Annotated in this window: 22 protein-coding genes and 1 tRNA gene; 12 read left to right on the top strand and 11 right to left on the bottom strand. The window is 43.9% G+C overall.

Annotated features, from left to right (window positions below; all coding sequences use genetic code 11):
• Nucleotides 1–219 precede the first annotated feature (219 nt).
• The gene (locus BJP37_RS43440; RefSeq protein ID WP_269086979.1) at nt 220–345 is read right to left on the bottom strand and encodes a hypothetical protein; all 126 of its coding nucleotides are present in this window, start codon (nt 343–345) and stop codon (nt 220–222) included.
• Between BJP37_RS43440 and rfbB the strand changes: the two genes are divergently transcribed.
• Entirely contained in the window at nt 344–1,441 is a 1,098-nt protein-coding gene (gene rfbB, locus BJP37_RS10560) for a dTDP-glucose 4,6-dehydratase (RefSeq protein WP_075898664.1), read from the top strand. The two genes, BJP37_RS43440 and rfbB, sit on opposite strands and share 2 nt — an antisense overlap.
• Here the strand turns inward: rfbB and BJP37_RS42375 are convergent.
• Complete coding sequence (locus tag BJP37_RS42375) at nt 1,368–1,694, bottom strand: hypothetical protein (RefSeq protein WP_229415262.1); 327 nt, start codon at nt 1,692–1,694, stop codon at nt 1,368–1,370. The two genes, rfbB and BJP37_RS42375, sit on opposite strands and share 74 nt — an antisense overlap.
• Before the next feature lie 580 nt (nt 1,695–2,274).
• Here BJP37_RS42375 and BJP37_RS34320 point away from each other — a divergent pair.
• Nucleotides 2,275–3,225: a hypothetical protein gene (locus BJP37_RS34320; RefSeq protein WP_081431136.1), complete on the top strand. Its 951-nt coding sequence runs from the start codon at nt 2,275–2,277 to the stop codon at nt 3,223–3,225.
• Between the two features lie 94 nt (nt 3,226–3,319).
• Here the strand turns inward: BJP37_RS34320 and BJP37_RS43435 are convergent, their stop codons facing one another.
• Nucleotides 3,320–3,454 (bottom strand): hypothetical protein, encoded by a 135-nt coding sequence (locus BJP37_RS43435; protein ID WP_269086978.1) that lies wholly within the window; start codon nt 3,452–3,454, stop codon nt 3,320–3,322.
• Nucleotides 3,455–3,696: 242 nt separating this feature from the next.
• On the opposite strand from BJP37_RS43435, the gene BJP37_RS38895 reads away from it, so the two are divergent.
• Nucleotides 3,697–3,855 carry a hypothetical protein gene (locus BJP37_RS38895; RefSeq protein ID WP_158069517.1) on the top strand — a complete coding sequence of 53 codons (159 nt, stop codon included), beginning with the start codon at nt 3,697–3,699 and terminating at the stop codon, nt 3,853–3,855.
• A 314-nt stretch (nt 3,856–4,169) separates the two neighbouring features.
• A complete protein-coding gene (locus BJP37_RS10550) occupies nt 4,170–5,327 on the top strand; it encodes a mechanosensitive ion channel family protein (protein WP_075898662.1) in 1,158 nt (385 codons plus the stop codon).
• Nucleotides 5,328–5,506: 179 nt separating this feature from the next.
• Here the strand turns inward: BJP37_RS10550 and BJP37_RS10545 are convergent.
• Nucleotides 5,507–5,578 (bottom strand) — tRNA-Val (locus BJP37_RS10545).
• 60 nt (nt 5,579–5,638) lie between these two features.
• On the opposite strand from BJP37_RS10545, the gene BJP37_RS10540 reads away from it, so the two are divergent.
• From BJP37_RS10540 to BJP37_RS10530, 3 genes are all read left to right on the top strand, one after another.
• Complete coding sequence (locus tag BJP37_RS10540; protein ID WP_075898660.1) at nt 5,639–6,244, top strand: metal-binding protein; 606 nt, start codon at nt 5,639–5,641, stop codon at nt 6,242–6,244.
• Between the two features lie 310 nt (nt 6,245–6,554).
• Nucleotides 6,555–7,394 carry a nucleoside triphosphate pyrophosphohydrolase gene (mazG, locus tag BJP37_RS10535; protein ID WP_075898658.1) on the top strand — a complete coding sequence of 280 codons (840 nt, stop codon included), beginning with the start codon at nt 6,555–6,557 and terminating at the stop codon, nt 7,392–7,394.
• Nucleotides 7,395–7,724: 330 nt separating this feature from the next.
• Complete coding sequence (locus BJP37_RS10530) at nt 7,725–7,925, top strand: hypothetical protein (protein ID WP_075898656.1); 201 nt, start codon at nt 7,725–7,727, stop codon at nt 7,923–7,925.
• A gap of 200 nt (nt 7,926–8,125) precedes the next feature.
• On the opposite strand, the gene BJP37_RS10525 is transcribed toward BJP37_RS10530, so the two are convergent.
• Nucleotides 8,126–9,670: a YcjF family protein gene (locus BJP37_RS10525; RefSeq protein ID WP_075898654.1), complete on the bottom strand. Its 1,545-nt coding sequence runs from the start codon at nt 9,668–9,670 to the stop codon at nt 8,126–8,128.
• 317 nt (nt 9,671–9,987) lie between these two features.
• Here BJP37_RS10525 and BJP37_RS10520 point away from each other — a divergent pair, with 317 nt between their 5' ends.
• Nucleotides 9,988–10,509, top strand: coding sequence for a DUF937 domain-containing protein (locus BJP37_RS10520; RefSeq protein WP_075898652.1), 522 nt, complete (start codon nt 9,988–9,990; stop codon nt 10,507–10,509).
• A gap of 22 nt (nt 10,510–10,531) precedes the next feature.
• On the opposite strand, the gene BJP37_RS10515 is transcribed toward BJP37_RS10520, so the two are convergent.
• On the bottom strand, nt 10,532–11,560 hold the full coding sequence (locus tag BJP37_RS10515; RefSeq protein WP_075898650.1) for an Hpt domain-containing protein: 1,029 nt from the start codon (nt 11,558–11,560) through the stop codon (nt 10,532–10,534).
• A gap of 436 nt (nt 11,561–11,996) precedes the next feature.
• Here BJP37_RS10515 and BJP37_RS10510 point away from each other — a divergent pair, with 436 nt between their 5' ends.
• A complete protein-coding gene (locus tag BJP37_RS10510; protein WP_214607751.1) occupies nt 11,997–12,668 on the top strand; it encodes a pentapeptide repeat-containing protein in 672 nt (223 codons plus the stop codon).
• 123 nt (nt 12,669–12,791) lie between these two features.
• Nucleotides 12,792–14,792: a DICT sensory domain-containing protein gene (locus BJP37_RS10505; RefSeq protein WP_075898646.1), complete on the top strand. Its 2,001-nt coding sequence runs from the start codon at nt 12,792–12,794 to the stop codon at nt 14,790–14,792.
• Between the two features lie 118 nt (nt 14,793–14,910).
• Here the strand turns inward: BJP37_RS10505 and BJP37_RS10500 are convergent, their stop codons facing one another.
• Both BJP37_RS10500 and BJP37_RS10495 read right to left on the bottom strand, forming a co-directional pair.
• Nucleotides 14,911–15,543: a phosphoribosylanthranilate isomerase gene (locus BJP37_RS10500; RefSeq protein WP_075898644.1), complete on the bottom strand. Its 633-nt coding sequence runs from the start codon at nt 15,541–15,543 to the stop codon at nt 14,911–14,913.
• Nucleotides 15,544–15,610: 67 nt separating this feature from the next.
• Nucleotides 15,611–15,964 carry a YkgJ family cysteine cluster protein gene (locus BJP37_RS10495; protein ID WP_075898642.1) on the bottom strand — a complete coding sequence of 118 codons (354 nt, stop codon included), beginning with the start codon at nt 15,962–15,964 and terminating at the stop codon, nt 15,611–15,613.
• A gap of 201 nt (nt 15,965–16,165) precedes the next feature.
• Between BJP37_RS10495 and psb30 the strand changes: the two genes are divergently transcribed.
• On the top strand, nt 16,166–16,300 hold the full coding sequence (gene psb30, locus BJP37_RS10490) for a photosystem II reaction center protein Ycf12/Psb30 (RefSeq protein ID WP_008178400.1): 135 nt from the start codon (nt 16,166–16,168) through the stop codon (nt 16,298–16,300).
• Nucleotides 16,301–16,486: 186 nt separating this feature from the next.
• Here psb30 and recJ read toward each other — a convergent pair whose 3' ends face one another.
• Nucleotides 16,487–18,538: a single-stranded-DNA-specific exonuclease RecJ gene (recJ, locus tag BJP37_RS10485; protein WP_081431135.1), complete on the bottom strand. Its 2,052-nt coding sequence runs from the start codon at nt 18,536–18,538 to the stop codon at nt 16,487–16,489.
• A gap of 341 nt (nt 18,539–18,879) precedes the next feature.
• On the opposite strand from recJ, the gene BJP37_RS10480 reads away from it, so the two are divergent.
• Nucleotides 18,880–19,350 carry a GNAT family N-acetyltransferase gene (locus BJP37_RS10480; RefSeq protein ID WP_075898640.1) on the top strand — a complete coding sequence of 157 codons (471 nt, stop codon included), beginning with the start codon at nt 18,880–18,882 and terminating at the stop codon, nt 19,348–19,350.
• Here BJP37_RS10480 and BJP37_RS10475 read toward each other — a convergent pair.
• Together BJP37_RS10475 and BJP37_RS10470 are read right to left on the bottom strand one after the other, a co-directional pair.
• On the bottom strand, nt 19,310–20,302 hold the full coding sequence (locus BJP37_RS10475; RefSeq protein WP_075898638.1) for a sensor histidine kinase: 993 nt from the start codon (nt 20,300–20,302) through the stop codon (nt 19,310–19,312). The two genes, BJP37_RS10480 and BJP37_RS10475, sit on opposite strands and share 41 nt — an antisense overlap.
• A gap of 407 nt (nt 20,303–20,709) precedes the next feature.
• Complete coding sequence (locus tag BJP37_RS10470; protein ID WP_075898636.1) at nt 20,710–21,312, bottom strand: L-threonylcarbamoyladenylate synthase; 603 nt, start codon at nt 21,310–21,312, stop codon at nt 20,710–20,712.
• Nucleotides 21,313–21,404: the final 92 nt, after the last annotated feature.

Genomic DNA, 21,404 nt, shown 5'->3' with positions numbered 1-21,404 from the left:
CGGTCAGCCGTCAGCGGTCAGCGGTCAGCGGTCAGCGGTCAGCTGAAAATAAACCTTGTTCGCGTAGCGTGCGCATCGCGCAAACGATCGAATTTAATAATTCGATATTAATCAGAATTGAAGGTCTGGGTAAAAGCCCTTGGCCAAAGCTTACCTCTTGTATTCAAAAGCACCTCAAGTAGTGTGGCAAGAGGCCAAGGGCTGATAGCTGATAGCACCTCAAGTAGCGTGCGCGTAGCGCTTAAGCTGATAGCTGATGGCTGATAGCTGATAGCTGATAGCTGATAGCTGAATGCTTACTTTTATACTAACCCACTTAATCACTAACCCACTCAAACTAATCATGAATTCTTCTGAACAAAAATCCCTGACTACTAGACAACCTCGCCAATTACTAGTAACAGGTGGTGCAGGATTTATTGGCTCGAATTTTGTTCATCACTGGTGTGAACAGTACCCAGGCGATCGCGTGGTGGTACTAGATGCTCTGACCTATGCTGGCAACCGGCAGAATCTGGCTGGTCTGGAAGAGAAAGCCAATTTGCGGTTTGTCCAGGGAGACATATGCGATCGCACTCTAGTAGACCGCCTGCTACAGGAAGAAAACATCGACACCGTCGCCCACTTTGCTGCTGAATCCCACGTTGACCGCTCCATTTTAGGACCCGATGCCTTTATCCGCACCAATGTAGTCGGTTCCTTTACCCTACTAGAGTCCTTCCGGCAAAAATGGCAAAATCAAGGACAACCAAGGGATTATCGCTTCCTCCATGTTTCCACCGATGAAGTGTATGGCAGTCTAAGTGCTGATGACCCAGCCTTCTGTGAAACCACACCCTATGCCCCCAACAGTCCCTATTCTGCTTCCAAAGCTGGCAGTGACCATCTTGCCCGGGCTTATTACCATACCTATGGGGTCCCGACTATTATCACCAATTGCTCCAATAACTACGGACCCTATCATTTTCCCGAAAAATTAATTCCCCTGATGTGCATCAACATCCTGTTGGGCAAATCTCTACCAGTCTACGGGGATGGACAAAATATTCGAGATTGGCTCTATGTGGGTGATCATTGTCGTGCTTTAGATGTGGTGATTCACAAAGGTCAACCAGGAGAAACCTATAACATTGGTGGCAATAACGAAGTCAAAAACCTTGACCTAGTTCATCAGATTTGCGAGCTGATGAATGAATTAGCCCCTGATCTACCCGTCGCTCCAGCACAACAGTTAATTACCTTTGTCAAAGACCGCCCAGGCCATGACCGTCGCTATGCTATTGATGCCACTAAAATTAAAACTGAACTGGGTTGGGTACCAACAGAAACCCTAGCAGGTGGACTACGTAAAACTATTGAGTGGTATCTCAGCAACCGGGATTGGTGGCAACCATTGCTATCCCAAGAGTATCAAGCTTACTATCAAAAAGTTTATGCCTAGAAGGGTTAAGGCTTGAGTACCTTGTCCTAGGTTTTAGGGAGTAGGGAGTAGGGAGTAGGGAGTAGGGAGTAGGGAGTAGCGATGCAGTGTGGTCAAGACCGCTTAGGTGCGTTTTCCGTAGGCGAATTAAATTCGCCACGGGTCGCACCTCTGCATCGCTTTTTAATAACACCAAAAAATCCTCCGAGCTCTTTCCTACTGTTCCCTGTTCCCTGTTCCCTGTTCCCTTGTAAATGCTATAGATGATATCCATTGTGGATAAAGGGATAAACTATCAAATTTTCTCTCATCATATTTTTTTTATCCAAGCTTTATCTAGTTAAAGTTTTAGTTAGTTTTTTGTTAAACATGGGTATGCTACCAATTCCTAACAATAATAGACCTAAGAAAATATTTTTATCCTATTACAGTGAAAATTTATTGAGCAAATTGGGACTATATTTAAGGTTTTATACGAACGAGATGCCGAGATAGGTAACTTAGATAAGATAGAGCGCAGTCAGTCTAATAGCTTAGAAACAGTTAATACGATAATTGATAAAATTAACTCTTTTTATAGTGCGATTATTTGTCTACCTTCATTAGAAGAATCATCTCAACAATTCCAAGCTATACTCGATTTAGGAGCTTGCTTGGCTCTTTTTCATCAAAACCCGATCCTTATCTATAAAGCATTTGTACCGCCATAAGGCTTAAATAGCAAACAATTATAAACGTTCACTTTTTACGTAATTTTAGATTCAAAAAATAATAAAAATATATGAAAAAATCTCGAAAATATTAAACTATTGAACATCTTAAAAACAAGTTGCTGAACTGATCAGAGGGAAGCTATGACAGACGAAGAATTTAGAAGGTACTTTGTCCAAAATTTACCAGACAAAGTGTATAAGGCAATAATTGAGTTATGCGATCGCTTTTTAGAAAAAAGGAAAAGTCTTTCCTACGAACAACATCTCATTGCTTTTGCTAGCTTTGAACAGTTTCTCAGAGATCATACTATTCCCTATTCAATTCCCAGAAGTTTTGAGTATTCTGGAAGTTCAACCTATCAAAGAGAAGAAGCCATTGTCGAATTCTTTAGAACTATCAAGCAAACTATCCAATCGCTTCCATGGAGTGAGCAGTCAAAGTTGAGGGAGCAATCTCTGAGTAGCACCTGGAAGCAAAAGCAAAACCTTCAACCGAAACAAGAACTTAAATCTTTATCTCAAGATGCTTTGCTACGTTTGATTCAAGAAAAAGATAATTTAATTAATCTTTTAATTAGACAAGTAGAAACAGCGCTACAGCGTCCGAGTTTTTATACACACACAAATGTTAAAGAGGTAGGTACTATGACTAACAATCCCGGTGGATTTTCTGTAAGTGGTTCTGTCGGTGGTGATATCCACAACCAACAAGGTGACAACAATCTGCAAGGTGACAATAACACTCAAATAATCCAAGGTCAAGGTGCTGGATCAAACGAAGAACAGCTAACCAAAGAGCAGGTTATTGAGTTGTTAGCAAAACTCGACAAGCTGGTTCGAGGAGCAGAACTGCCAGAAGATACCAAAGAAGAGGCAACCATGTATCTTGGTGCTGCCAAAAAAGCGACGGAAAAAGAAGAACCGAAGAAGGAAACAGCACTCGCCAACCTAGAGAGTGTAGCAGAAACTCTCGAAACAGCGAGTAAGACGGTTGATGCGGGTAAAAACATCTGGGACAAAGCCAAGCCTATCATCCTTAAGGTGGCAGGTTGGTTAGGTGCTGCTGCTGGTTCTTACCTTCTGGGTCTGTAGAATTGATTCCTGTTTAAAGCGCCATAGTTTAGGAATTTCCATAACGCTATCTTGGTCCTTGTGGTAGCCTCCACAAGGGCACTTTTTCCTATTTTTATACACCTCCCATACCTCCCATATCTCCCACAACAACCTTTCTTTCCCTATTCCCTATTCCCTGTTCCCTGTTCCCTTTTGGGGAAAGGGATAAACTATCGATTTTTATATCATCATATTTTTTTTTATCCAAGCTTGATATAGTTAAAGTTTTAGTTAGTTTGCCGTAAAAATTATAAATTTTAGCTGAGTTAGATATAAACTGATAGTCGAGACAATAATTAAGAACGAATTCCTAAGAGTTAACTGAGATATTAATTACTTAATTTCAGGTTAAAACTATGACAATTCGATTGGTTATTTGATGGTGTTATATTTTGAATAGTTAAGAGGTAAATCATTACTTATTTCAGTCTAGCAATCCGTGTACAAATTGTGATAATTTTTATTGCCTACTCCCTACTACCTATTCCCTACTACCTACTCCCTGCTACCTGTTCCCTGTTCCCTGTTCCCTTTGCTATAGATCGATTCTTGATTTCTTTAATCCTAGTTTATAAGTCCTCTTACTTAAGCAATTACTACGTTAATTGATAATACATTTATGATCAGTATTATTACTATAGTTGGTGTTGAGTTTTTTAGATTATACTGAGATGTCTTCCCTTTAAATAAAAGCTAATAACTTCTTAGTTAGGATTCATGGAACACAAATTATTATCTACATTGATAAAACCTCGAATAGTTATTAGCTAAATACAGTAACTAATCCCTAGTCTTTAACTCACCTGCTATTCGAGCCAACTTTACCTATTATTAACTAGTTTTGTCCTAGTGCAATATCTAAGTTTAAGAACCAGTGCAACTAGGCAGATGGAGCTCTCTGCTGTTCTATTTTAGTCAAAACTATGGAAAACCTTATCAACCTAATCAAAGAAAGGATATTTGATTCCGACTTCCAGCTCGGCAACATCCCTCTTTCCACGATAGTTATTATGGTGATCATCCTCCTGCTCACCCAAATATGTCGAGGTTTGTTCACTTCAATAATCATTCACAGAATCGAGCGTCTGACTAGTGCTACAGAAAGCACCCTAGACGATGAGTTTATTAAGATTCTGAGGGCACCATTAGGCTGGCTAATTTGGCTGGCTGGACTATGGCTAGTACATAGTGTTGTGGCCACCCATCTTAGTCCTGAACAGAATCAGAAAATCCCGGAGATTCTCTTTGTCAGCGCTCTGTTCATTGTTACCTATATTCTTTACCGTGCTGCTCCACTACTGGGGGAGGTGCTAGCCGGATTGGCGGCACACACTGAAACTGAACTGGACGATTTGTTCGTCCCCTACTTCCCAAGGCTTTTTCAGACAGCAGCAATCCTGATTGCTGTGATTAAAGCCAGTGAGATTTTGTTGGGGGCATCTGCCGGTGCACTGATCGGTCTAGTCGGTGGCGCAGGTGTCGCCTTAGGTTTGTTATTGAAAGATATTATCTATGACTGGTTTTGTACCGTGATTATCTACGCTGATGGTCTCTATAAACCCGGTGACTGGGTAGGAGTTGACGGAGTCAATGGTTTTGTTCAGATAGTCAGTATTGGTCTGAGAAGTACACAGCTTCGTCTGACTGAGTGGGGTTCTATCAAAAAAGTTCCCAATTCTAAAATGATTGCTGGCGTTGTGGAAAATTGGTCCCAGAAGACTGGCGATACCTTTGAGTGGGGCATAAATTTAACTCTAAAAGTTGATGGGATTTCGGCTGAGCAAACTAGCCGAATTTGTCAGGCTATTGAAGAAAAAATTCCGTCTATCGATGGCTTGCACAAGCATAAACTGTTAGTTTTATTTTCCCACATTGAAGAGAATGCTCGTGTGATTATAGTTAGGGTATTTGTGATTGATCCCAACCTTTACTTTGCTGCCCAGCAAACCTTGAATCTAGCCCTATTAGAAATCCTGGAAAAAGAGGAGATTGATCACCTGCATGTTGAGCTAGAAAAGCAACTTCAAGACTACAAACAGCTGAAGGAAAATGGCTCTCCCAGTGTGGCTATGATAATTTAGTGTTCAGCCGTCAGCCGTCAGCCGTCAGCTAAAAGCTCACGCTAGGCGAACAGCCGTCAGCCGTCAGCTATCAGCCTTAGCTATGATGCTAATCAACGGGAGGTAGTAAACAAAGAACTAACAAGCGAGAGTTAGTTCTTTGTTTAACCTTGGAGTTTAACTTTGGAATTAAACGGACATGGGCAGTACTGGATTCGAACCAGTGACGTCCTGCTTGTAAGGCAGGCGCTCTACCGCTGAGCTAACCGCCCGTATGCAATACTTACTTACTATAGCATATTTTTCCAAAGACGACAACAACTATAAAAAATATGTCCTCTGGCTATATACATGATCGCATAACCTTGTGGAGTTTGCCAGTAGTCACGGTTTTGAGCTTGGTAGTAACCCGGAGTAGTGATTTGACCTTGATTGTAGCTGGAGGCTTCCTGTTCGGTGGCTTGATGTTTAGCCCTGATTTAGATCTATACTCTCGACCCTTTAAGCGTTGGGGCTGGTTGCGCTGGATTTGGATTCCTTATCAGAGGATGGTGCCTCACCGTTCTATTTTTTCTCATGGACCAGTGATTGGGACAATTTTGCGACTGCTTTATCTAGCCAATTGGCTCGTCTTGTTTGGGGGTGTGGGATTGCTGGTGTTTCAGCTATTCCAGGATGAACCAGATCGTTGGCTAGAGCTGATTCAAGGGCTGGGCAGTAGGGTGTGGGAATATCGTACCTGGTTGATGGCCTGTGTGGTGGGATTGGAGTTGGGTGCGATCGCGCATTTTGTCAGTGATTGGGGAAGTTCCGCTTATAAGGAGTTTAAAAAAAGGGGGATCACGGGGTTATGGTCTGGCAAGCAAGGGAGGAGCAAGGGCAGGGGTGCCGGTAAGAGTAAACCACAAAGACCCAAAGCACGCAAAGGCAAAAGGTAAGCATATGCGCTACGCGCAGGCTACGCCAACAGCTATCAGCTGTCAGCCGTCAGCTAATCAACGGGAGGTAGTAAACAAGGTGGGGGGTGCTGGTACGGCTGGTTGAAAATCCCTGCTCGCTTTACTGATCCGACCCCGTACAGTTAAAGCGCCTGAAAGCTGATAGCACTTCAAGTAGCATGGGCATAAGCTGATAGCTAATAGCTGATAGCTGATAGCTGATAGCTGATAGCTGAATGCTTACCTAAAATTTGGCATTAGTGGTAGATTTCGTTAAGACTAATTAAGTGGCGTTTCGCTTTTCGGTTTTATGTCTACTTCCCCGGAACAAGCTCAGCCAGTTGATCAGGTTTCGATGTTGGCCGCTTTGCAAGAGTTGATTGATGTGGTAGCCAGATTGCGATCGCCTGAGGGTGGTTGTCCTTGGGATTTGGCTCAGACCCCTCAGTCCCTAATTCCTTATGTGATTGAAGAAGCTTATGAAGTAGTGGATGCGATTCGCAGTAACAATCAAAATGCGATCGCAGAGGAGTTGGGGGATTTGTTATTGCAGGTAGTTCTGCAAGCTCAAATTAGTAGTGAGCAAGGTCAGTTTAGCTTGACCGAGGTAGCTCAGGGGATTACTCAAAAACTAATCCGCCGTCATCCCCATGTGTTCGGTGATGTCGAGGTTGATAATGTCGAGGAGGTGCGTCAAAACTGGGAGGACATTAAGGCAGCAGAGAAAGGAGAAACCGTTGCGGATAAGCAATTATTGAGTCATAAACTCAGTCGCTATAGTAAAACCCTTCCCCCCCTAATGGCTGGGATGAAGATATCGAAAAAGGCCGCTAGTGGTGGGTTTGAGTGGGATAATGTTGAGGGAGTTTGGGATAAGTTTCACGAAGAATTGGCTGAGTTTCAACAAGCACTTGAACAGGACGATAAAGCCCACCAGGAAGCAGAATTGGGAGACGTACTGTTTACTATGATTAATATAGCGCGTTGGTATGACCTTGACCCTTCAGCTGCTTTGCAGGGAACCCAAGCACGCTTTATTGAAAGGTTAGCGCAAGTGGAAGCATTGGCTGAGCGCCCACTGTCTGATTACACCTTGGATGAGTTGGATGCTCTCTGGCAAAAGGCTAAAGCACTGTTAGCTCAGAAGTAGGGTCTCCTTAGAAGAATTTAGCAGAATAATTAAGCCAGCATAGCAGTAGTATAAAGATATATTTGCTTATTTTTTCCCAATTTATCGAAAAATTACTTTAAAATCAATGATTATGATTCCTGAATCCTGACTTCTGATATCATCTCAGAATAATTACCTTTAATAAAAATCTCCCCCATCTTCCCATCTCCCCACACCTCCGTTTCTCCCCACCCTCCCTAAGATTATGGGTACCCAACCAGAATTAATATCACAGGGGGTATAGCCCCACATCCCCAAGCTCCGGAAAAAGGTTAAAAATATAAACAACAGCCATTACCCTATAGTATAATGTTGGCTCCAGTTCGTCTTATTCCCGGTGCTATACCAGAACTATTTGCTAAAGTTAGCAGCTCTGGAAAAATTACTCTTGCTGATCGATATGGATTGATGGCAGCACTATTGGAGGATTCACTCACCTCCGAAGAGAGAGACTCCATCGACAGATTGCTCCACGCTGTAAATCGGGGCAGGGTGAAGCTTGCTACCTAGTGCTTTGACTATAGGTAGTGGATGAGTCTCCTGGAGAAAACGATATAGAAAACAATAGATAAAAAGAAACCCCCATTGATGTGAGGGGCATGGGGGGCTGGAGAAAACATTGAATCTACTCTATTTAATTAAACAGGAATGTGAGTCGATTTGATAGGCATTCTGGCGGAGATTTAGGATTTGCTTCCTTTGTCCTTAGTTTAGTCCCGTTCATCCATTGGTGATTGGGCTTCTGGTTTCCCTGTCAGAGGTTTGACTACTTTTGCGATCGCTTCACTGACAAAGGCTTTAATAAACTCATCCCGCTGGTTTAACTGAAACTGCTTCTGCACCACTTCACTCATCCCTCCATCTCCCCAGTCTTGGTCATTGCGGAAGTATTCAATAAAGCTTTTCCCAGCAATTCGGATCAGATAAGCAGCGGTTACCCCCTGAATTGCTTTGCCGACAATATAGGTGGCAAGATTCAGTCTTAGTGTAGTGCTAAGGATTTGAATCGCTCCCTTGACAATGCCCAAACTAGCTAAGGTTTTTCCCAAGGATAGGGCTAATTCCCGACCCCTTTCCATATTCAGTTCACAGCCGTAGATTTTGCCAATTTCCACCACCATTTGGGCATTGACTGCTGCAGTTGCTAACAAATCCACCACGGGTAAGGGAGTCAGAGAAATTACACTCGCCCCAATCCACTGGAAGCGTTCCACCACCTTATCTGCTTCTCGCCTGCGCTGCTTGTCGAGGATGTGTCGAGTTTCTTGGCCTAAGCGTTGGGATTGTAGCAGTATGTTATCAGCAATCAACTCTTCTCCCTCTGCTCTTAATACAGCAGCTAAGCGACGGATTAAGGGCAAAATTTCCGGTTCAGGTTGGCAAAGTTGACCATTGTCTAGGGTAACAGGCTGGGGATTGGCTGCGATCGCAACTACATCTGAAGCAGCAATAAAGCCCCTTACTCGCTGGCGCAATCGTGCTAGAATCCTTTCTGAGTCTTGTTCCGTGTACAAGTCAATTTTATTGAACACCAGAAGCGATCGCTTTCCAATCTGTGCCAATTTTTGGAATGGATCATACTCTGAATGTCGTAAATCGTTATCCACCACGAACAACAACAAATCCGCTTCCGTTGCTAGATGTCGTGCCCATTGCTCTCGCTGAGTGCCAACCACACCAGATTCTAAAATTCCTGGTGTATCAGTAATCAGAATCGGGCGTTCTAATCCCTTCAGCTTTAGTTTGTAGGTTTCCCCAACTTCCGTCGTTCCCATGGGGGCACCGACTTCACCCACCATCCGACCAATCAAAGCATTCACTAGAGAAGTTTTCCCCGCTGAACCAGTACCAAACACTACCACTAACAGTTCCCCACGGGAGAGGATAGCTTCAATTTCCTCAGAGCGGCGCAGCATCGCTTGCCGTGACACTTCATCCTGAATCTGTTTGACCTGTTGCCTTACTGCTTTAAGGGTTTCTTCTGCTGCTTCGGTTTTCACCTCGGGGGCTTTAGGTTCCAGACGACCCTTACCTGGCCGTTTCCGGGATTTACCAAATAACCCCATGGTGTAGATTAAGGCCCATATTAGTAGCCCTAGCAAGGTAATCAGCAACAGCAGCACTAAATTAGCCAGTACCGGAGCAGTAAAGGAAATTTGGATATATAGTTGGTACAGACCATTAATCAACCAAAGCATTAGCCCCAGAATAATAATGAGACCAATAATTAGGGTTAGTAGGCGTGGCAGGGGCATGGAAGATAGGATAGCTTTTAATTATTAATCTTAGCTAGATCAGGGAATAATTCCCCGATCTCCAGGAACCCGAGAGGCTGTGCAATAAAACTCCGGATATCTTTCCCCTCTTGCCTCTTGCCGTCTTGATGCAAAGCGCGAGTGGGGGAAACCACGCCAGTTGCTCATGGGGGGAACCCCCAAGACCGCACTGGCTCCCCAAGACCGCGCTGCATCGCTCTTGCCTCTTGCCTTTCGCTATACTAAGCTATCAGCAATTTATAATTGATTTGGCAAAGAACTGTTTCAAACTGACTGTTTAAATCTTTTAAAAAACAATGAGCTTATTCAATACTATTATCAGTGCCATTAATAGTCCTACACAACAAGCTAGTTCTAGTCAGCTAGGGGATATTCTGAACACGGTACAGCAGTTGAGTGGTGCCTATCAAACACAGCCCTCAGCCGTGCAATCTGCCACCTCAATTGTAGGTAAGTATGTGCGTTCAGCGCTCCAAGAAAAGCGCAGAAATGAAGGAGATGAGCAGGTACAAGCACTAGTTAATCAATTCGGTGGCATTGGTGCTAGTTCTCAAGTGGTCAATATGCTCTTTAGTGCGCCTCAGATCCAGGAGCTTGTTGGAGAAATTACTAGCAAGACAGGCATTAATGCTGGTATCATCCAAGCTATGCTACCAACCCTAGTCCCCGTGGTATTGAATTTCCTCAAGACTGGCACCAATATTCAGAATCCCCTTGGTTCTAATTCTGTACTCAGTGGCTTTCTAGATGCTGATGGGGATGGGGATGTAGATATTTATGATGCCATCCAGCTGGCATCACGGCACTTAGGACGTTAATCAAAAAAACCAGCTTGTCGGGCTAGGAAGAAGCACGAGTTGCTGGAATCAGTAACTTAATCAGTTTTGACAGCTGGCGTTTATCAAAGGCTTGGATGAGTACCTTGGCGGCGGCTTTTGGTTCTAGCGCAATCGTAATTTCGTTACCCTTAGTGGTTCGGTTTTGCCCAGTAGATCCTACAGCTGCTAGTTTTTGCAGTGCTGAACTAGGAGCGATCGCAGCCGCTGCCTTTCGCAACTCCTCTAGATTACCCTGTGCTGCATGCAACTGGTCACTAGCTTCCTTGAGTTCTTTGATCACTAATGGTGCTAACTGGATATAGGAGTTTTTAGGATTTGCGATCGCTTTATGGCAAACTCCCACTAATTTATGCCAACTACCAATCCCAGCCCCCAGTTGAGCCAGACGCTTACAAAGCTTTTGAAGTTGTTGGCGATTGGTTGGCGTCGAAGATTGTTTAAACAGCTCTAGCATATCTTTAAGTACGCTAATCACCTTCGGCCCAAAGTCTGGGGGAAATTTCCCTTTTGCTGAAGAAGACCCTTTGCTAGTCGAAACTTGATCAGAACGAATTGCTTTTTCAGCAGCAGCAGAGCTATAAGCCATTGCGGCTGGTGATTGACTCTCACCACTGACCAAAGTTTTGAGATAACTCTGCAATTGTTCAAAGCCTGGCTGAGCTGCTTTTATAATTTTTTCTGCTTCACTTTGCTCAAACCCAAACGGTCCTTCCAACAGATCAATCAAAGCTTTGAGGGTATCATAACTCTTTAAAAACAGAGTCTCCAGCTGTTGATCAACCTGAATCTTATTCTCTTGAAGTACTTTGAAAGAATCCTCTAAACGATGGGCAGTCTTTTGAATACTTGTAAACCCCAACATCGCCGCCCCGCCTTTGACAGAATGAGCAGCGCGAAACAATTCATTAACCGTCTCTGGTTCATTGACCACTGAGCCCAGATTTAACAGTCCCTGTTCAATGGTTTCCAGGTGTTCTTTCGCTTCTTCAATGAAATAGCCTAAAATCCTTTGCTGATTCCCAGCTTCCACGGCAATTTTCCCTTATCAGAACGGCTAATCACAACAGATTGATGATAATCATCAAAGCAACATTCGATCTGGTCAACGCAGTTTTCAAATCAATAGACCATAGCGTTGGTTACAGCAACAGCTTATTCTGAGCTTACCCCCAAATCAGCTATTGGGCTATCAATGGTGAAAACTGCTCTTAGATCTTCAGTTGGATCTCTATTGTGGCATCCAACACCAAGTCAGCAAAGACTTTACGCCAGCTTAAAAGCACAAGGAATAGCTAGGGTTAGCTTGAAGCCGACACTTACCTGTTCGGGTAAGCTTCATATTATATCACCAATCGATTGCAGGCACCGATAAGAATAGCTTATCCCTGGATAAAACCTCTAAATATAACATAATCCTTTACATCCAAAAAGTATTCTTAACATTATGTTACATTAAAAGTAACACTATGTCATGTTGGCGCAGCTGCCAGCTATGGATACCCCAAATGGATACTAATGAGCTTCTAGAGCGTTATTCAGCAGGTGAGAGGGATTTTCGTGGAGTAGATCTCCAGCAAATCAACCTGAGTGAAGTCAATCTGACTGGAGTAATTTTCAGACGAGTCAACCTAGCTGATGCCAACCTGAGTCTCGCGGTTTTACAGGAAGTCAACCTTAATCAGGCAAATCTGACAGGAGCGAAACTATGGCGAACTAATTTGAAAAAAACCTCTCTGGTGCAGGCTAACTTGAGTCAGGCATTTATGATTCGGGCGAATCTGACTAGAGTAAACCTGCGCCAAGCTATTCTAACCCGAGCCGATTTAAGATTAACCGTTCTTCAGAATACCGATTTGCGAGGAGCCAATTTAACCAGGGCAGACCTACGCTACGCTGACTTAAGAGGGGCTAACTTGACTGGTGCTTGTCTGCACCAGGCAGACTTGACTAGGGCAAATCTGTGTGATGCTGACCTTTCTCAAGCAAACTTGAGTGGAGCAATTTTGAGTCAGGTAGATTTGAGACGGGTTACTCTCTCAAATGTAGATTTGGGTCAGGCTGAGCTTTCTGGGGCAACGGTACCAGATCAACTGACTAGTGAATATTCAAAATTCCAAAAGCTAACAGCTAACAACTAATAAATAATCCCTTGATCAAAAGGGTTGGTTTGATCAAAAGGGTTGGTTTGATCAAGAGAGTTTGTTGAGGTAAAACTATCCCCCTCATAGGTGGAGTGGGACTAATTAGGGAGGGATTTCTAGGTGAATAATCCGAATTCGTTACTGGGAGATTTACGGCAAGAGTTACCAGATCTGCGCTGCCAAATGTACTTCAAATCTTCCTTGACAGCTCTTTCTCATGCCATGGAAGACCTCGTGCTAGCAGTGGATGACTCTCCCTTGGTGATTGCCAATTTCCAGCATGAAAAGTTTTATCGTCAGGAAGTCCACCGCTATCAGCGAATTGCCCAACGTACAAACCAAGTTTATGTGCTGGCGGCACCAGAATCCGAGTCTGGCTTTGCTGTGGTTGAACAATCCTTAGAAATTATCCCCTTAGACCCAAATGATGGTCTTGCCCAAGAGTGGCACCTGGTGATTTTGGCGCAGAAGTATACAGCTTGCCTAATTTGTCGAGAACAACTAACACCAGCAACTTCCATGGAGCAGGCTCGCAGGTTTGAGGGCTTTTGGTCCTTTGACCGCCGGGTTACCATTCATGCTGCTCGATTGTTACTCGGACGGATTGCTAGTTATCGACCAGAACTAGCCCCAAAAGTTGAGCAGGTATGGCAGCGCTATGGTTTGACTACAGAAGTCCCAGAGCAAACATTGTTGCTGACCAGTGCAGGGATTGATATTAGTATTTTTGCTCAGCGGCTGGTAACTTATTTGCAAGCGAGTCAATATAAGCTCCTGAAAGCTTATCGAGTCCTCAGCACCAAAGAAGGCAAGGAGCGTCTGATTAATGCCATCACCGCCACCATCCGTCGCTCCCTCAATCCCCAAGATGTTTTAGCAGCGACAGTAAAAGAGTTAGGAAACACCTTTAATTCTTGCCGTTGCCTGCTTTACCGCTGTAGTCCTAGTGACCAGCAAGCAAAAATTGAGTATGAATCGGTTGCTTCTGGTTTACCGTCCCTCACTGGACAGATGTGGTCGTTAGCAGATAATCCTCTAATTCAAGTCGCTCTAGCTCAGGAACGAGCCATTGCCATTGCTGATGTTACTGGAGCTCCCAACTTACACAATAACCCAGCTCTGAGGACAACTATTGAGCGTTGGCAGATTCGATCTTGGTTACTGGTACCAATACACTATCAAGGAACACTGCTGGGGATGCTCGAACTTCACCATGGCGGTTCGGAAGCCTATAGATGGCTCGAAGACGAGATTGATTTAGTAGAAGCGATCGCAACTCAAGCTGGGGTAGCGTTGAATCAAGCCCAAGCTTATACTGACTTAACTCAACTCCATAACCAACTAGAAGCCCTAGAACGAACCCGCAATAATCTGATTGCTATCGTTGGTCATGAATTACGAACTCCCTTATCAACTATTCGAGTTTGCCTAGAAAGTTTAGAGAGTGAACCAGAAATGCCAACGGAGTTTCGGCAAACTATGCTTGATACGGCGTTAACCGATGCCGAGCGCATGCGTAAACTGATTCAAGATTTCCTCACTCTGTCTAAGTTAGAAAGTGGTCAGACATCCCGTTACCCTGAATCCATCCAGATTATCGAAGTCCTAGACTTGGCTCTTTCTGCTCTGAGATCAATTTGGTCACCAGATACACTACCAGAAATCAACGTTAAACTACCCTCTGTGTTACCTACAGTCCTAGCAGATGGTGAAGGATTGGTAGAAGTCTTAACCAAACTCCTAGATAATGCCTGTAAGTTTACTGAGCCAGGGGGTAAAATCACTATCCAAGCCCAAATTAATGAAACTCAACCTGATTCGGTGGGATTGATAACCAAGAATCGCCACCGTAATCCTATGCTAGAAGTAATTGTAGCGGATACAGGTAGGGGTATTGAACCCAGTCAGCTAGACGCAATATTTGAAAGTTTTTATCAAGAGGAAGATTCACTCCGACGCACTGTTGGTGGCACAGGTCTTGGTCTAGCTATTTGTCGTCAGATTATTAAAGGTATGGGTGGAAAAATTTGGGCTAAGTCTGAGGGGAAAAATCAAGGTAGTCAATTCCACTTTACCATTCCATTAGAATCATCCCAAACCTTGTTGACTGTTGACTATTGATCTTTAATCTTAAACCTACCCTACACCGAACGCCAAAGGCCAACAACCTTCAACCTTCAACCTTCAACATTTAACATTTAACACTTAACATTAAACATTTAAATTTTAACCTTCAACCTTAAACTCTTGATCCTAATTTCTCGAACAACCGAGTAACTTTTTTTAAATCTTTATCACCTGGTGTGCGCTCTACACCGCTGGATAAATCAATCCCACTAGGTTCTAGCAGCGTTAAGGCATCTAAGACATTATCCGGTGTCAAGCCACCAGCCAGTAACCAAGGGATACTGGGACGAAATTTTTGTAGCCTTTGCCAGTCTAAGGTTTTACCAGTGCCGCCCAACATTTTTCGATGGTAAGCATCTAGCAATAGTGTATCTACACAACTTAAATAACTATCTGCCTGATTTAAACATTCTGGAGTTCTTATCCTTAAGGCTTTAATAATTTCAATCTCTGGTAAAGCTTGGCGCAGCTTTTGGCAAAATTCTGGGGATTCATTACTATGCAGCTGAACGGCATTTATCCCTGAATCAGCGACAATTTGAGTGATTTCTTCCGTAGAGGTATTAGCAAACACACCAATGCGGTCAACTGATACGGACAAGTGGTTGACCACGACTTGAATTTGCTGGGGTGTAACGTAACGAGGAGAGCCTGGTACACAAATAAAGCCTAATGCTGTTGCTCCCAATTTTGCGATCGCATTTCCTTGCTCCGGTTTCGTAATGCCACAAATTTTTACACGCATTGTTACTTGTTACTTGTTAGTCGTTACTTGTTAGTCGTTACTCGTTACTCATTAATTTCGATTTTCCCTATTCCCTCCATATTTCCCGCTCAAAGCGCAGCATTTCCAGAGAGCAATCTCCATAAAGTGCTTCAATGTGCTCCAAACAGCAGTCAATGGCAAAATCATTTAAATCTGCTTCCTCCACCCCATACATATCCTGAAATACCTCAGGTTCCACCCGACAGAAACGAGGTCGATGGGGATAAATACGACATTCACGGGTGGTGTGGTCGAAATTTATACACCATCCCCCCTCACCTACCATACTCAAATATAGCGCTAGCTCTTCTGGTAGCAGATACTCCTCTAATCCTGGACGCTCAGCTGGGTCAAGATGACAGCAAGCGCCACATTGCTTTACACAACGCCAAGTGGCCATGACTTTGAAAAAAGAGCTACAAACTTAAAGTAGATCTAGCTTAGCGAGTTTTCACCCGTGATAGGTGTGGTCAGGCTTGCCGTTGAGTTTTGTATATTTTTGTAAACTTACTTAAAAAAAACAGATCATTACCCAGTAATATCTAAGGGATGGATTGTGATTAGTCACCATCGGCTTTGTTGGGTTAATTCTGGAGAACACATGTATTTAGCTTTTTTAGATTTTATAGGTAACATCGATTGGGTATTGATTGCTCAGTTGACTATGCTGGCAGCTGTTGTGATTGCTGGTCCAGTGGTCATTTTCGCCCTATATGCTCTTAGAGGCGACCTTTAATAGAGGGTTGAAGGTGACGGGGTTGAAGGTTGAAGGTTGAAGGTTGAACGCGCACGCGTGGCCTTTTGGCCAAGGTTCAGTAGAAAACCTGCAACCTGTAACTGGTTAACTTTCAACTCGCCAGCAACCTATAACTTGTTAACTTTCAACTTGTCAGCAACCTGTAACTTGTCAACTTTCAACTCCTTAGCTGAGTCCCAACGCACGAGTTGCTGCTTTGATCAAGGGGTAGTAAGGAGGTTTAGTGACATTAACTTCTTTAGCATCTTCCCGTTTAGTACCCAAAAGTCCAATGCGTTGTCCTTTCTGAATCGCTAGGACTTTCCCTTCCGGGTTTCTAATCCTTAGTTCATTTAAAGATTCCCAAAGGCTACAGGTGTAGCGGCGCTGATTGTAATAAAATTCTGCTTTTTTGGGGCTTGAGGTACTAGTAACTACGGGTAGACGGACACCCACTAACTCTAACTCAATGGTCGTGTTGCCCTCCCAATGATGCTCTCGCAACTTGTAGGCAATATCTACTCGTTTAGGTAAAGGGAAGTATTCCCCCCAACGCCAAGCAATAGCTTGAATCGTGACTGGTTGATTGTCCTGATTCAAGGTAAGCTTAATGTGTCCCTTACCAACAACTCGTTGCTCAAGGATTTGGACATTAGCACTCCAAAAGACAGGATCCCGATTGCCAATGCCACAGGGGTGAAGCAGATCTAATTGCTGGTAGAGCTTAGAGCTAATTTGAGAGAAATCTAGGCTAGCGTCGATTTCAACTAGGGGTTTGAGGTGTTCAGGTTTTAGACATTGATGGCCAAAACGGCTCAGGGATTGTTCAAAGGTGCTTAAGTTTTCAGCAGGTAGGGAAAATCCGCCAGCTGCTTTGTGTCCTCCATATTTACCCAGTAAGTCTTTGCAGAACTCTAAGGCTTCAAAAATATTGAATTCAGTTATGCCTCGTGCTGAACCGCGAATGTGTTGTTGGTCCTTGTCTTCATACGTTCCAATAAAGACTGGGACACCATAGCGCTCTACTAATCGGGAGGCAACAATGCCAATGACTCCATGATGCCAATTCGGTTGGACAATCACTAATACCCGCTTCTGTTCCCAATCTAGTCCAGTATCCTCAATAAATGCGATCGCATCTTGTTCAATATCAGCACACAATTGCTGACGCCGTTGGTTCACTTCTTCACACTGCATTGCCCTCTCAAGTGCTACTTCGGGTGCAGTGGTCGTCAGCAGTTCAATTACAATTTGGGGATCCGATAAGCGACCAATAGCGTTAATTCTAGGGCCTAGTCTAAATCCAATATCCTCGGGCTTGAGGGATTTTTGGTCATCTTTAACCCCAGTTATCTCGATTAATGCTTGAACTCCTGCTAATTGAGATTGAGGCAATAACCCTAAGCCTCGCTTTAACCAACGTCGGTTGATACCGGTTAAAGGGGCTAAATCCGCAATAGTTCCCAGAGTAAATAGTTCTAACAGTTGTTGCGTCAAGCCTTTGAGTTGACCCAGTTCTTGTGCTAGACAGATAGCTAAAATGTAAGCTATCCCTACACCCGCTAAACTTCGATAGGGTGACTCTTCCGGCAATTGCTTAGGATTGAGAATGGCATCAGCGTCTGGAAGTTCTGGAGGTAGGTCATGGTGGTCAGTTACAATAACCGTTATTCCCAGTTCTACAGCTCTAGCGATAGGTTCATGGGCAGCAATACCATTATCAACCGTTAAAATCACACCCACCCCTTCCTCCGCAAATTCTTCCACAATCCGTGTATTGATGCCATAACCCTCTGTCATCCGGCTCGGGATGGCGTAGTCTACATCCGCCCCCAACCAGCGTAATGCTCTGAGTAACAAAGCCGTGCTGGTCATGCCATCAGCATCGTAGTCTCCACAGATAGCGATTTTTTCTTGATTTGCGATCGCTTCAGTGAGCATCTCGACACTAATTGCCAAATCGGGAAATTCATCAATTGGTGCAGGCATCACCTGAGATAGGGGATTGAGGAAAACCTGCGCTTGTTCAGAGGTTTCAATACCCCGATTAATAAGGAGTTGAGCGATTAGGGGGGAAATGCCTCTAGCTTGGGCGAGTTGGTTAGCTTGTTCAGTTTTGAGGGGGGCAATTTCCCAACGCTGATTAGGCAATTGGGGATGGGGTTTGGATGGGGTGGGTGAGAGGTGGTTGTGCACAGGTGTCGTGATGGAACAACAATAGCCCATACTATCACCCATGGGATCAGTTATTGGATTTGACCGAGATAATTACAATAGGTTATAATCTTAACATTTTGTAATATTCAGCTCCCTGGGTTTGTCAAGCCAGAGATAACCTATCGATAGAGATATCTTTAACAGCTATCTGCAAACCCGTTTAATCCTGATTAATTGTCAATTTTAAATTGTTAATTAATCAGGAAAAATTTTCTGGTTTCTATTACTGAAAAGTAGTCAATAGGACAGGCTCTGAACCCTATTTTAAATTAAAATTTTTTCATTAAAACTCCAGACTAACATCAGGAAAGTAAGTCAATTTAAAGGCACGTTTAACAAAATCAGAAGGAACTTTTGCAACTATGGACTACCGCCATATTCAGTTTTGCGATCGCAAATCTCAAATCGACTATTACCAGCTACAGCAATTGTTTAACCTAGGTGCTTTTTGGGCAAAAGACCGAAAAATCGAGGATTGGCAAGTTGCGATCGCTAACAGTGATCCTGTCATCAGTGTCTGGGATAACCAGAAGCTGATTGGATTAGCCAGAGCTACCTCTGATGGAATTTATCGGGCAACCATTTGGGATGTCGTTATCCACCCAGACTATCGAGGGGCTGGGCTAGGGCGTAAGCTAGTGGAAACGGTACTCTCTCATCTGAGGATGAGCCGAGTAGAGAGAGTTTATCTGATGACCACCCATCAACAAAGTTTTTACGAACGCATTGGTTTTGAGCTAAACTCCAGTACCACAATGGTATTGTACAATCAGCCTCTAGTTACTCCAGTGCCTAGTAAGGCTCTACAATCTCAGGAATCCCCTGGGGTATAGAAACTTGAAACCGGGTAAGATTCTCAACAGAGGTATCATTGTCAGCTTCTTCACTGGGAACCGTTAATACTTCTATACGCCCCTGCATCACTTCCAGGAGAGTTTGAATCATCAACAACGTCAGTCCAGATGAAGTGGATACCATTTCACTGGGCTGTTTTGATTGATCTGGAGGTAATTGCAATAAATCAACAGCTTCAGCCCAACAGCTGATGGCACAGGGCATATCAATCCAGATGGAAACAGTTTCAGATTTAGAGGAGAGTGCAGTCCAAACTTTAATTTGACCACTACTTATCTGAGTAATTGCAGTATCCACAATCATTACTAATGCCTGTCGAAAACGCCGTGGATCGACTAAAACGTGAATTTGGGGGTCAGGTGGAACTATTTCCAGCTGGAGATTGCGATTGGCAGCTTGCAAATGGGTCAGACGATAGAGGTCTTCAAACAGCTGCTTCAAAGAGACTGAGCAAATCTCCAAAACGTTAGTACCGTGTTCAGTTTTAGCTACAGCAGTCACCTCATCAAGCAGTTTAACCATAGTATGGGCAGAGGCGTTAGCCTGGTTCACAAATTCTCTCTCTTCTTCTGGAGACTCACACAGATCAGACAAAATCAACTGATGTAAACCAATCAACCGACTCAGAGGCGATCGCAACTCGTGGGAAGTTCGTGCCAAAAATCCGGCTTTAAACTGGCTCATTTCCATTGCCATTTGGTAAGCCAATTGATTTTGCTTGAATTCCTGTTTCAGACGCTGGATTTCTTCAGCATCAGTATCAGTTTGATGGCATACAGAGGTCTTTGAGTCTGTGCTTTCATGGAGGTGCGACCCAAGGCCGGGTGCCCCGGCCATTGGAAAGCGCACCTTTAAAAATTTCCTGAAGCGACTCCCGATAACTCCTAACCCAATGCCTACTAGCAAATAGATCAGATCCGTCTCACCCATGCTTATTAAGTCTTGCCACACTAAAAACGTCAACAGGTGCGAGCCCGTTGGTGCGACCCTAGGCCGCGAGGGATTGCTTGCGGCCTAGGAGGCGCCCACCAAAGCGCGAATTTAATTCGCAACGGAAAGCGCACCTAACAAAATTGAAGGATAAAGAATGAAGGTTGAAGCTTATACTGCTGGAAATCGACAAGGATAGAGTTGGGTAGACAACCAGGCTAAAAAAAATACCTGTTGCCAAGTAACCAATCGATAGAAGGTTTTCAGGATTCCTTCACAATTCAGGATTCCTTCACAATTCAGGATTCCTTCACAATTCAAACTTCATACTTCACAATTCAAACTTCATACTTTTTTGTCAGATCTTTTTAAGGATAGCTAGTTTTTTTCAAAGGTGAGTAGAACTATTAAAACCCTGAATCGTCTAATTGAATCCCTCCAGCACGCAAAATTTCCCAGCCACTGCTTGTCCATTTAGCAACAGTAGACGGGACGCCAATCTTGTCTGGTTTGATCGCTTCTAACTCAGCTGGCTGGAGCGTCAATACCTCGGGAAACTGCACCTCAACCGCTGCCATTGTTTGTAAAGGTGGCTCGCCTGAGTAATTAGCACTGGTAGTTGCCAACGGACCAGTCTTGGACAAAATTGCGATCGCTACCTTAGAAGCTGGCACACGCACCCCAATAGTAGTCGGGTCAGAAGGATTCATAACGGTAGGTACTTTATCTGAAGCGGGTAACACCAATGTTAATGCTCCTGGCCAATACTTCTGAGCCATCTGTTCCCAAATCGACCTCTGTGCGGAAGTACCTTGAACATATGGCCAAAGAGACTTAGGGGATGCCCCCATCAAAATCAAAGGTTTGTCTTGAGGACGGCGCTTTGCCTCAAACACCAACTCTGACTTGTGCGGTAGCACTGCTAGTGCTGGGACTGTATCTGTTGGAAAACTTACCAGCTTACCTGAGAGAGCCCCAGAAATCAGGGTAGCCATAGAAACTTGGGTCATTGCTCACCAGCACACTAAAAAGTAGAAGCGATAACCTCAAAGGTAAACGTTGGCTGAAATTATCCAAAGCTTTTTACCTATTGGCATCGATG

This window comes from Moorena bouillonii PNG (assembly GCF_001942495.1).
Lineage (GTDB): Bacteria > Cyanobacteriota > Cyanobacteriia > Cyanobacteriales > Coleofasciculaceae > Moorena > Moorena bouillonii.
This window is presented reverse-complemented; position numbering and strand designations above follow the sequence as displayed.

Bases quoted from the DNA above. Each gene is read 5' to 3' on its own strand.
- BJP37_RS43440 (WP_269086979.1), bottom strand. From the start codon at position 345: ATGATTAGTTTGAGTGGGTTAGTGATTAAGTGGGTTAGTATAAAAGTA.
- BJP37_RS10480 (WP_075898640.1), top strand. From the start codon at position 18,880: ATGGACTACCGCCATATTCAGTTTTGCGATCGCAAATCTCAAATCGAC.
- BJP37_RS10540 (WP_075898660.1), top strand. From the start codon at position 5,639: ATGTCCTCTGGCTATATACATGATCGCATAACCTTGTGGAGTTTGCCA.
- BJP37_RS10495 (WP_075898642.1), bottom strand. From the start codon at position 15,964: ATGGCCACTTGGCGTTGTGTAAAGCAATGTGGCGCTTGCTGTCATCTT.
- recJ (WP_081431135.1), bottom strand. From the start codon at position 18,538: ATGGGTGATAGTATGGGCTATTGTTGTTCCATCACGACACCTGTGCAC.
- BJP37_RS10550 (WP_075898662.1), top strand. From the start codon at position 4,170: ATGGAAAACCTTATCAACCTAATCAAAGAAAGGATATTTGATTCCGAC.
- BJP37_RS10530 (WP_075898656.1), top strand. From the start codon at position 7,725: ATGTTGGCTCCAGTTCGTCTTATTCCCGGTGCTATACCAGAACTATTT.
- BJP37_RS10470 (WP_075898636.1), bottom strand. From the start codon at position 21,312: ATGACCCAAGTTTCTATGGCTACCCTGATTTCTGGGGCTCTCTCAGGT.
- psb30 (WP_008178400.1), top strand. From the start codon at position 16,166: ATGTATTTAGCTTTTTTAGATTTTATAGGTAACATCGATTGGGTATTG.
- rfbB (WP_075898664.1), top strand. From the start codon at position 344: ATGAATTCTTCTGAACAAAAATCCCTGACTACTAGACAACCTCGCCAA.
- mazG (WP_075898658.1), top strand. From the start codon at position 6,555: ATGTCTACTTCCCCGGAACAAGCTCAGCCAGTTGATCAGGTTTCGATG.
- BJP37_RS10525 (WP_075898654.1), bottom strand. From the start codon at position 9,670: ATGCCCCTGCCACGCCTACTAACCCTAATTATTGGTCTCATTATTATT.
- BJP37_RS34320 (WP_081431136.1), top strand. From the start codon at position 2,275: ATGACAGACGAAGAATTTAGAAGGTACTTTGTCCAAAATTTACCAGAC.
- BJP37_RS10475 (WP_075898638.1), bottom strand. From the start codon at position 20,302: ATGGGTGAGACGGATCTGATCTATTTGCTAGTAGGCATTGGGTTAGGA.
- BJP37_RS10520 (WP_075898652.1), top strand. From the start codon at position 9,988: ATGAGCTTATTCAATACTATTATCAGTGCCATTAATAGTCCTACACAA.
- BJP37_RS42375 (WP_229415262.1), bottom strand. From the start codon at position 1,694: ATGGATATCATCTATAGCATTTACAAGGGAACAGGGAACAGGGAACAG.
- BJP37_RS10500 (WP_075898644.1), bottom strand. From the start codon at position 15,543: ATGCGTGTAAAAATTTGTGGCATTACGAAACCGGAGCAAGGAAATGCG.
- BJP37_RS10510 (WP_214607751.1), top strand. From the start codon at position 11,997: ATGTCATGTTGGCGCAGCTGCCAGCTATGGATACCCCAAATGGATACT.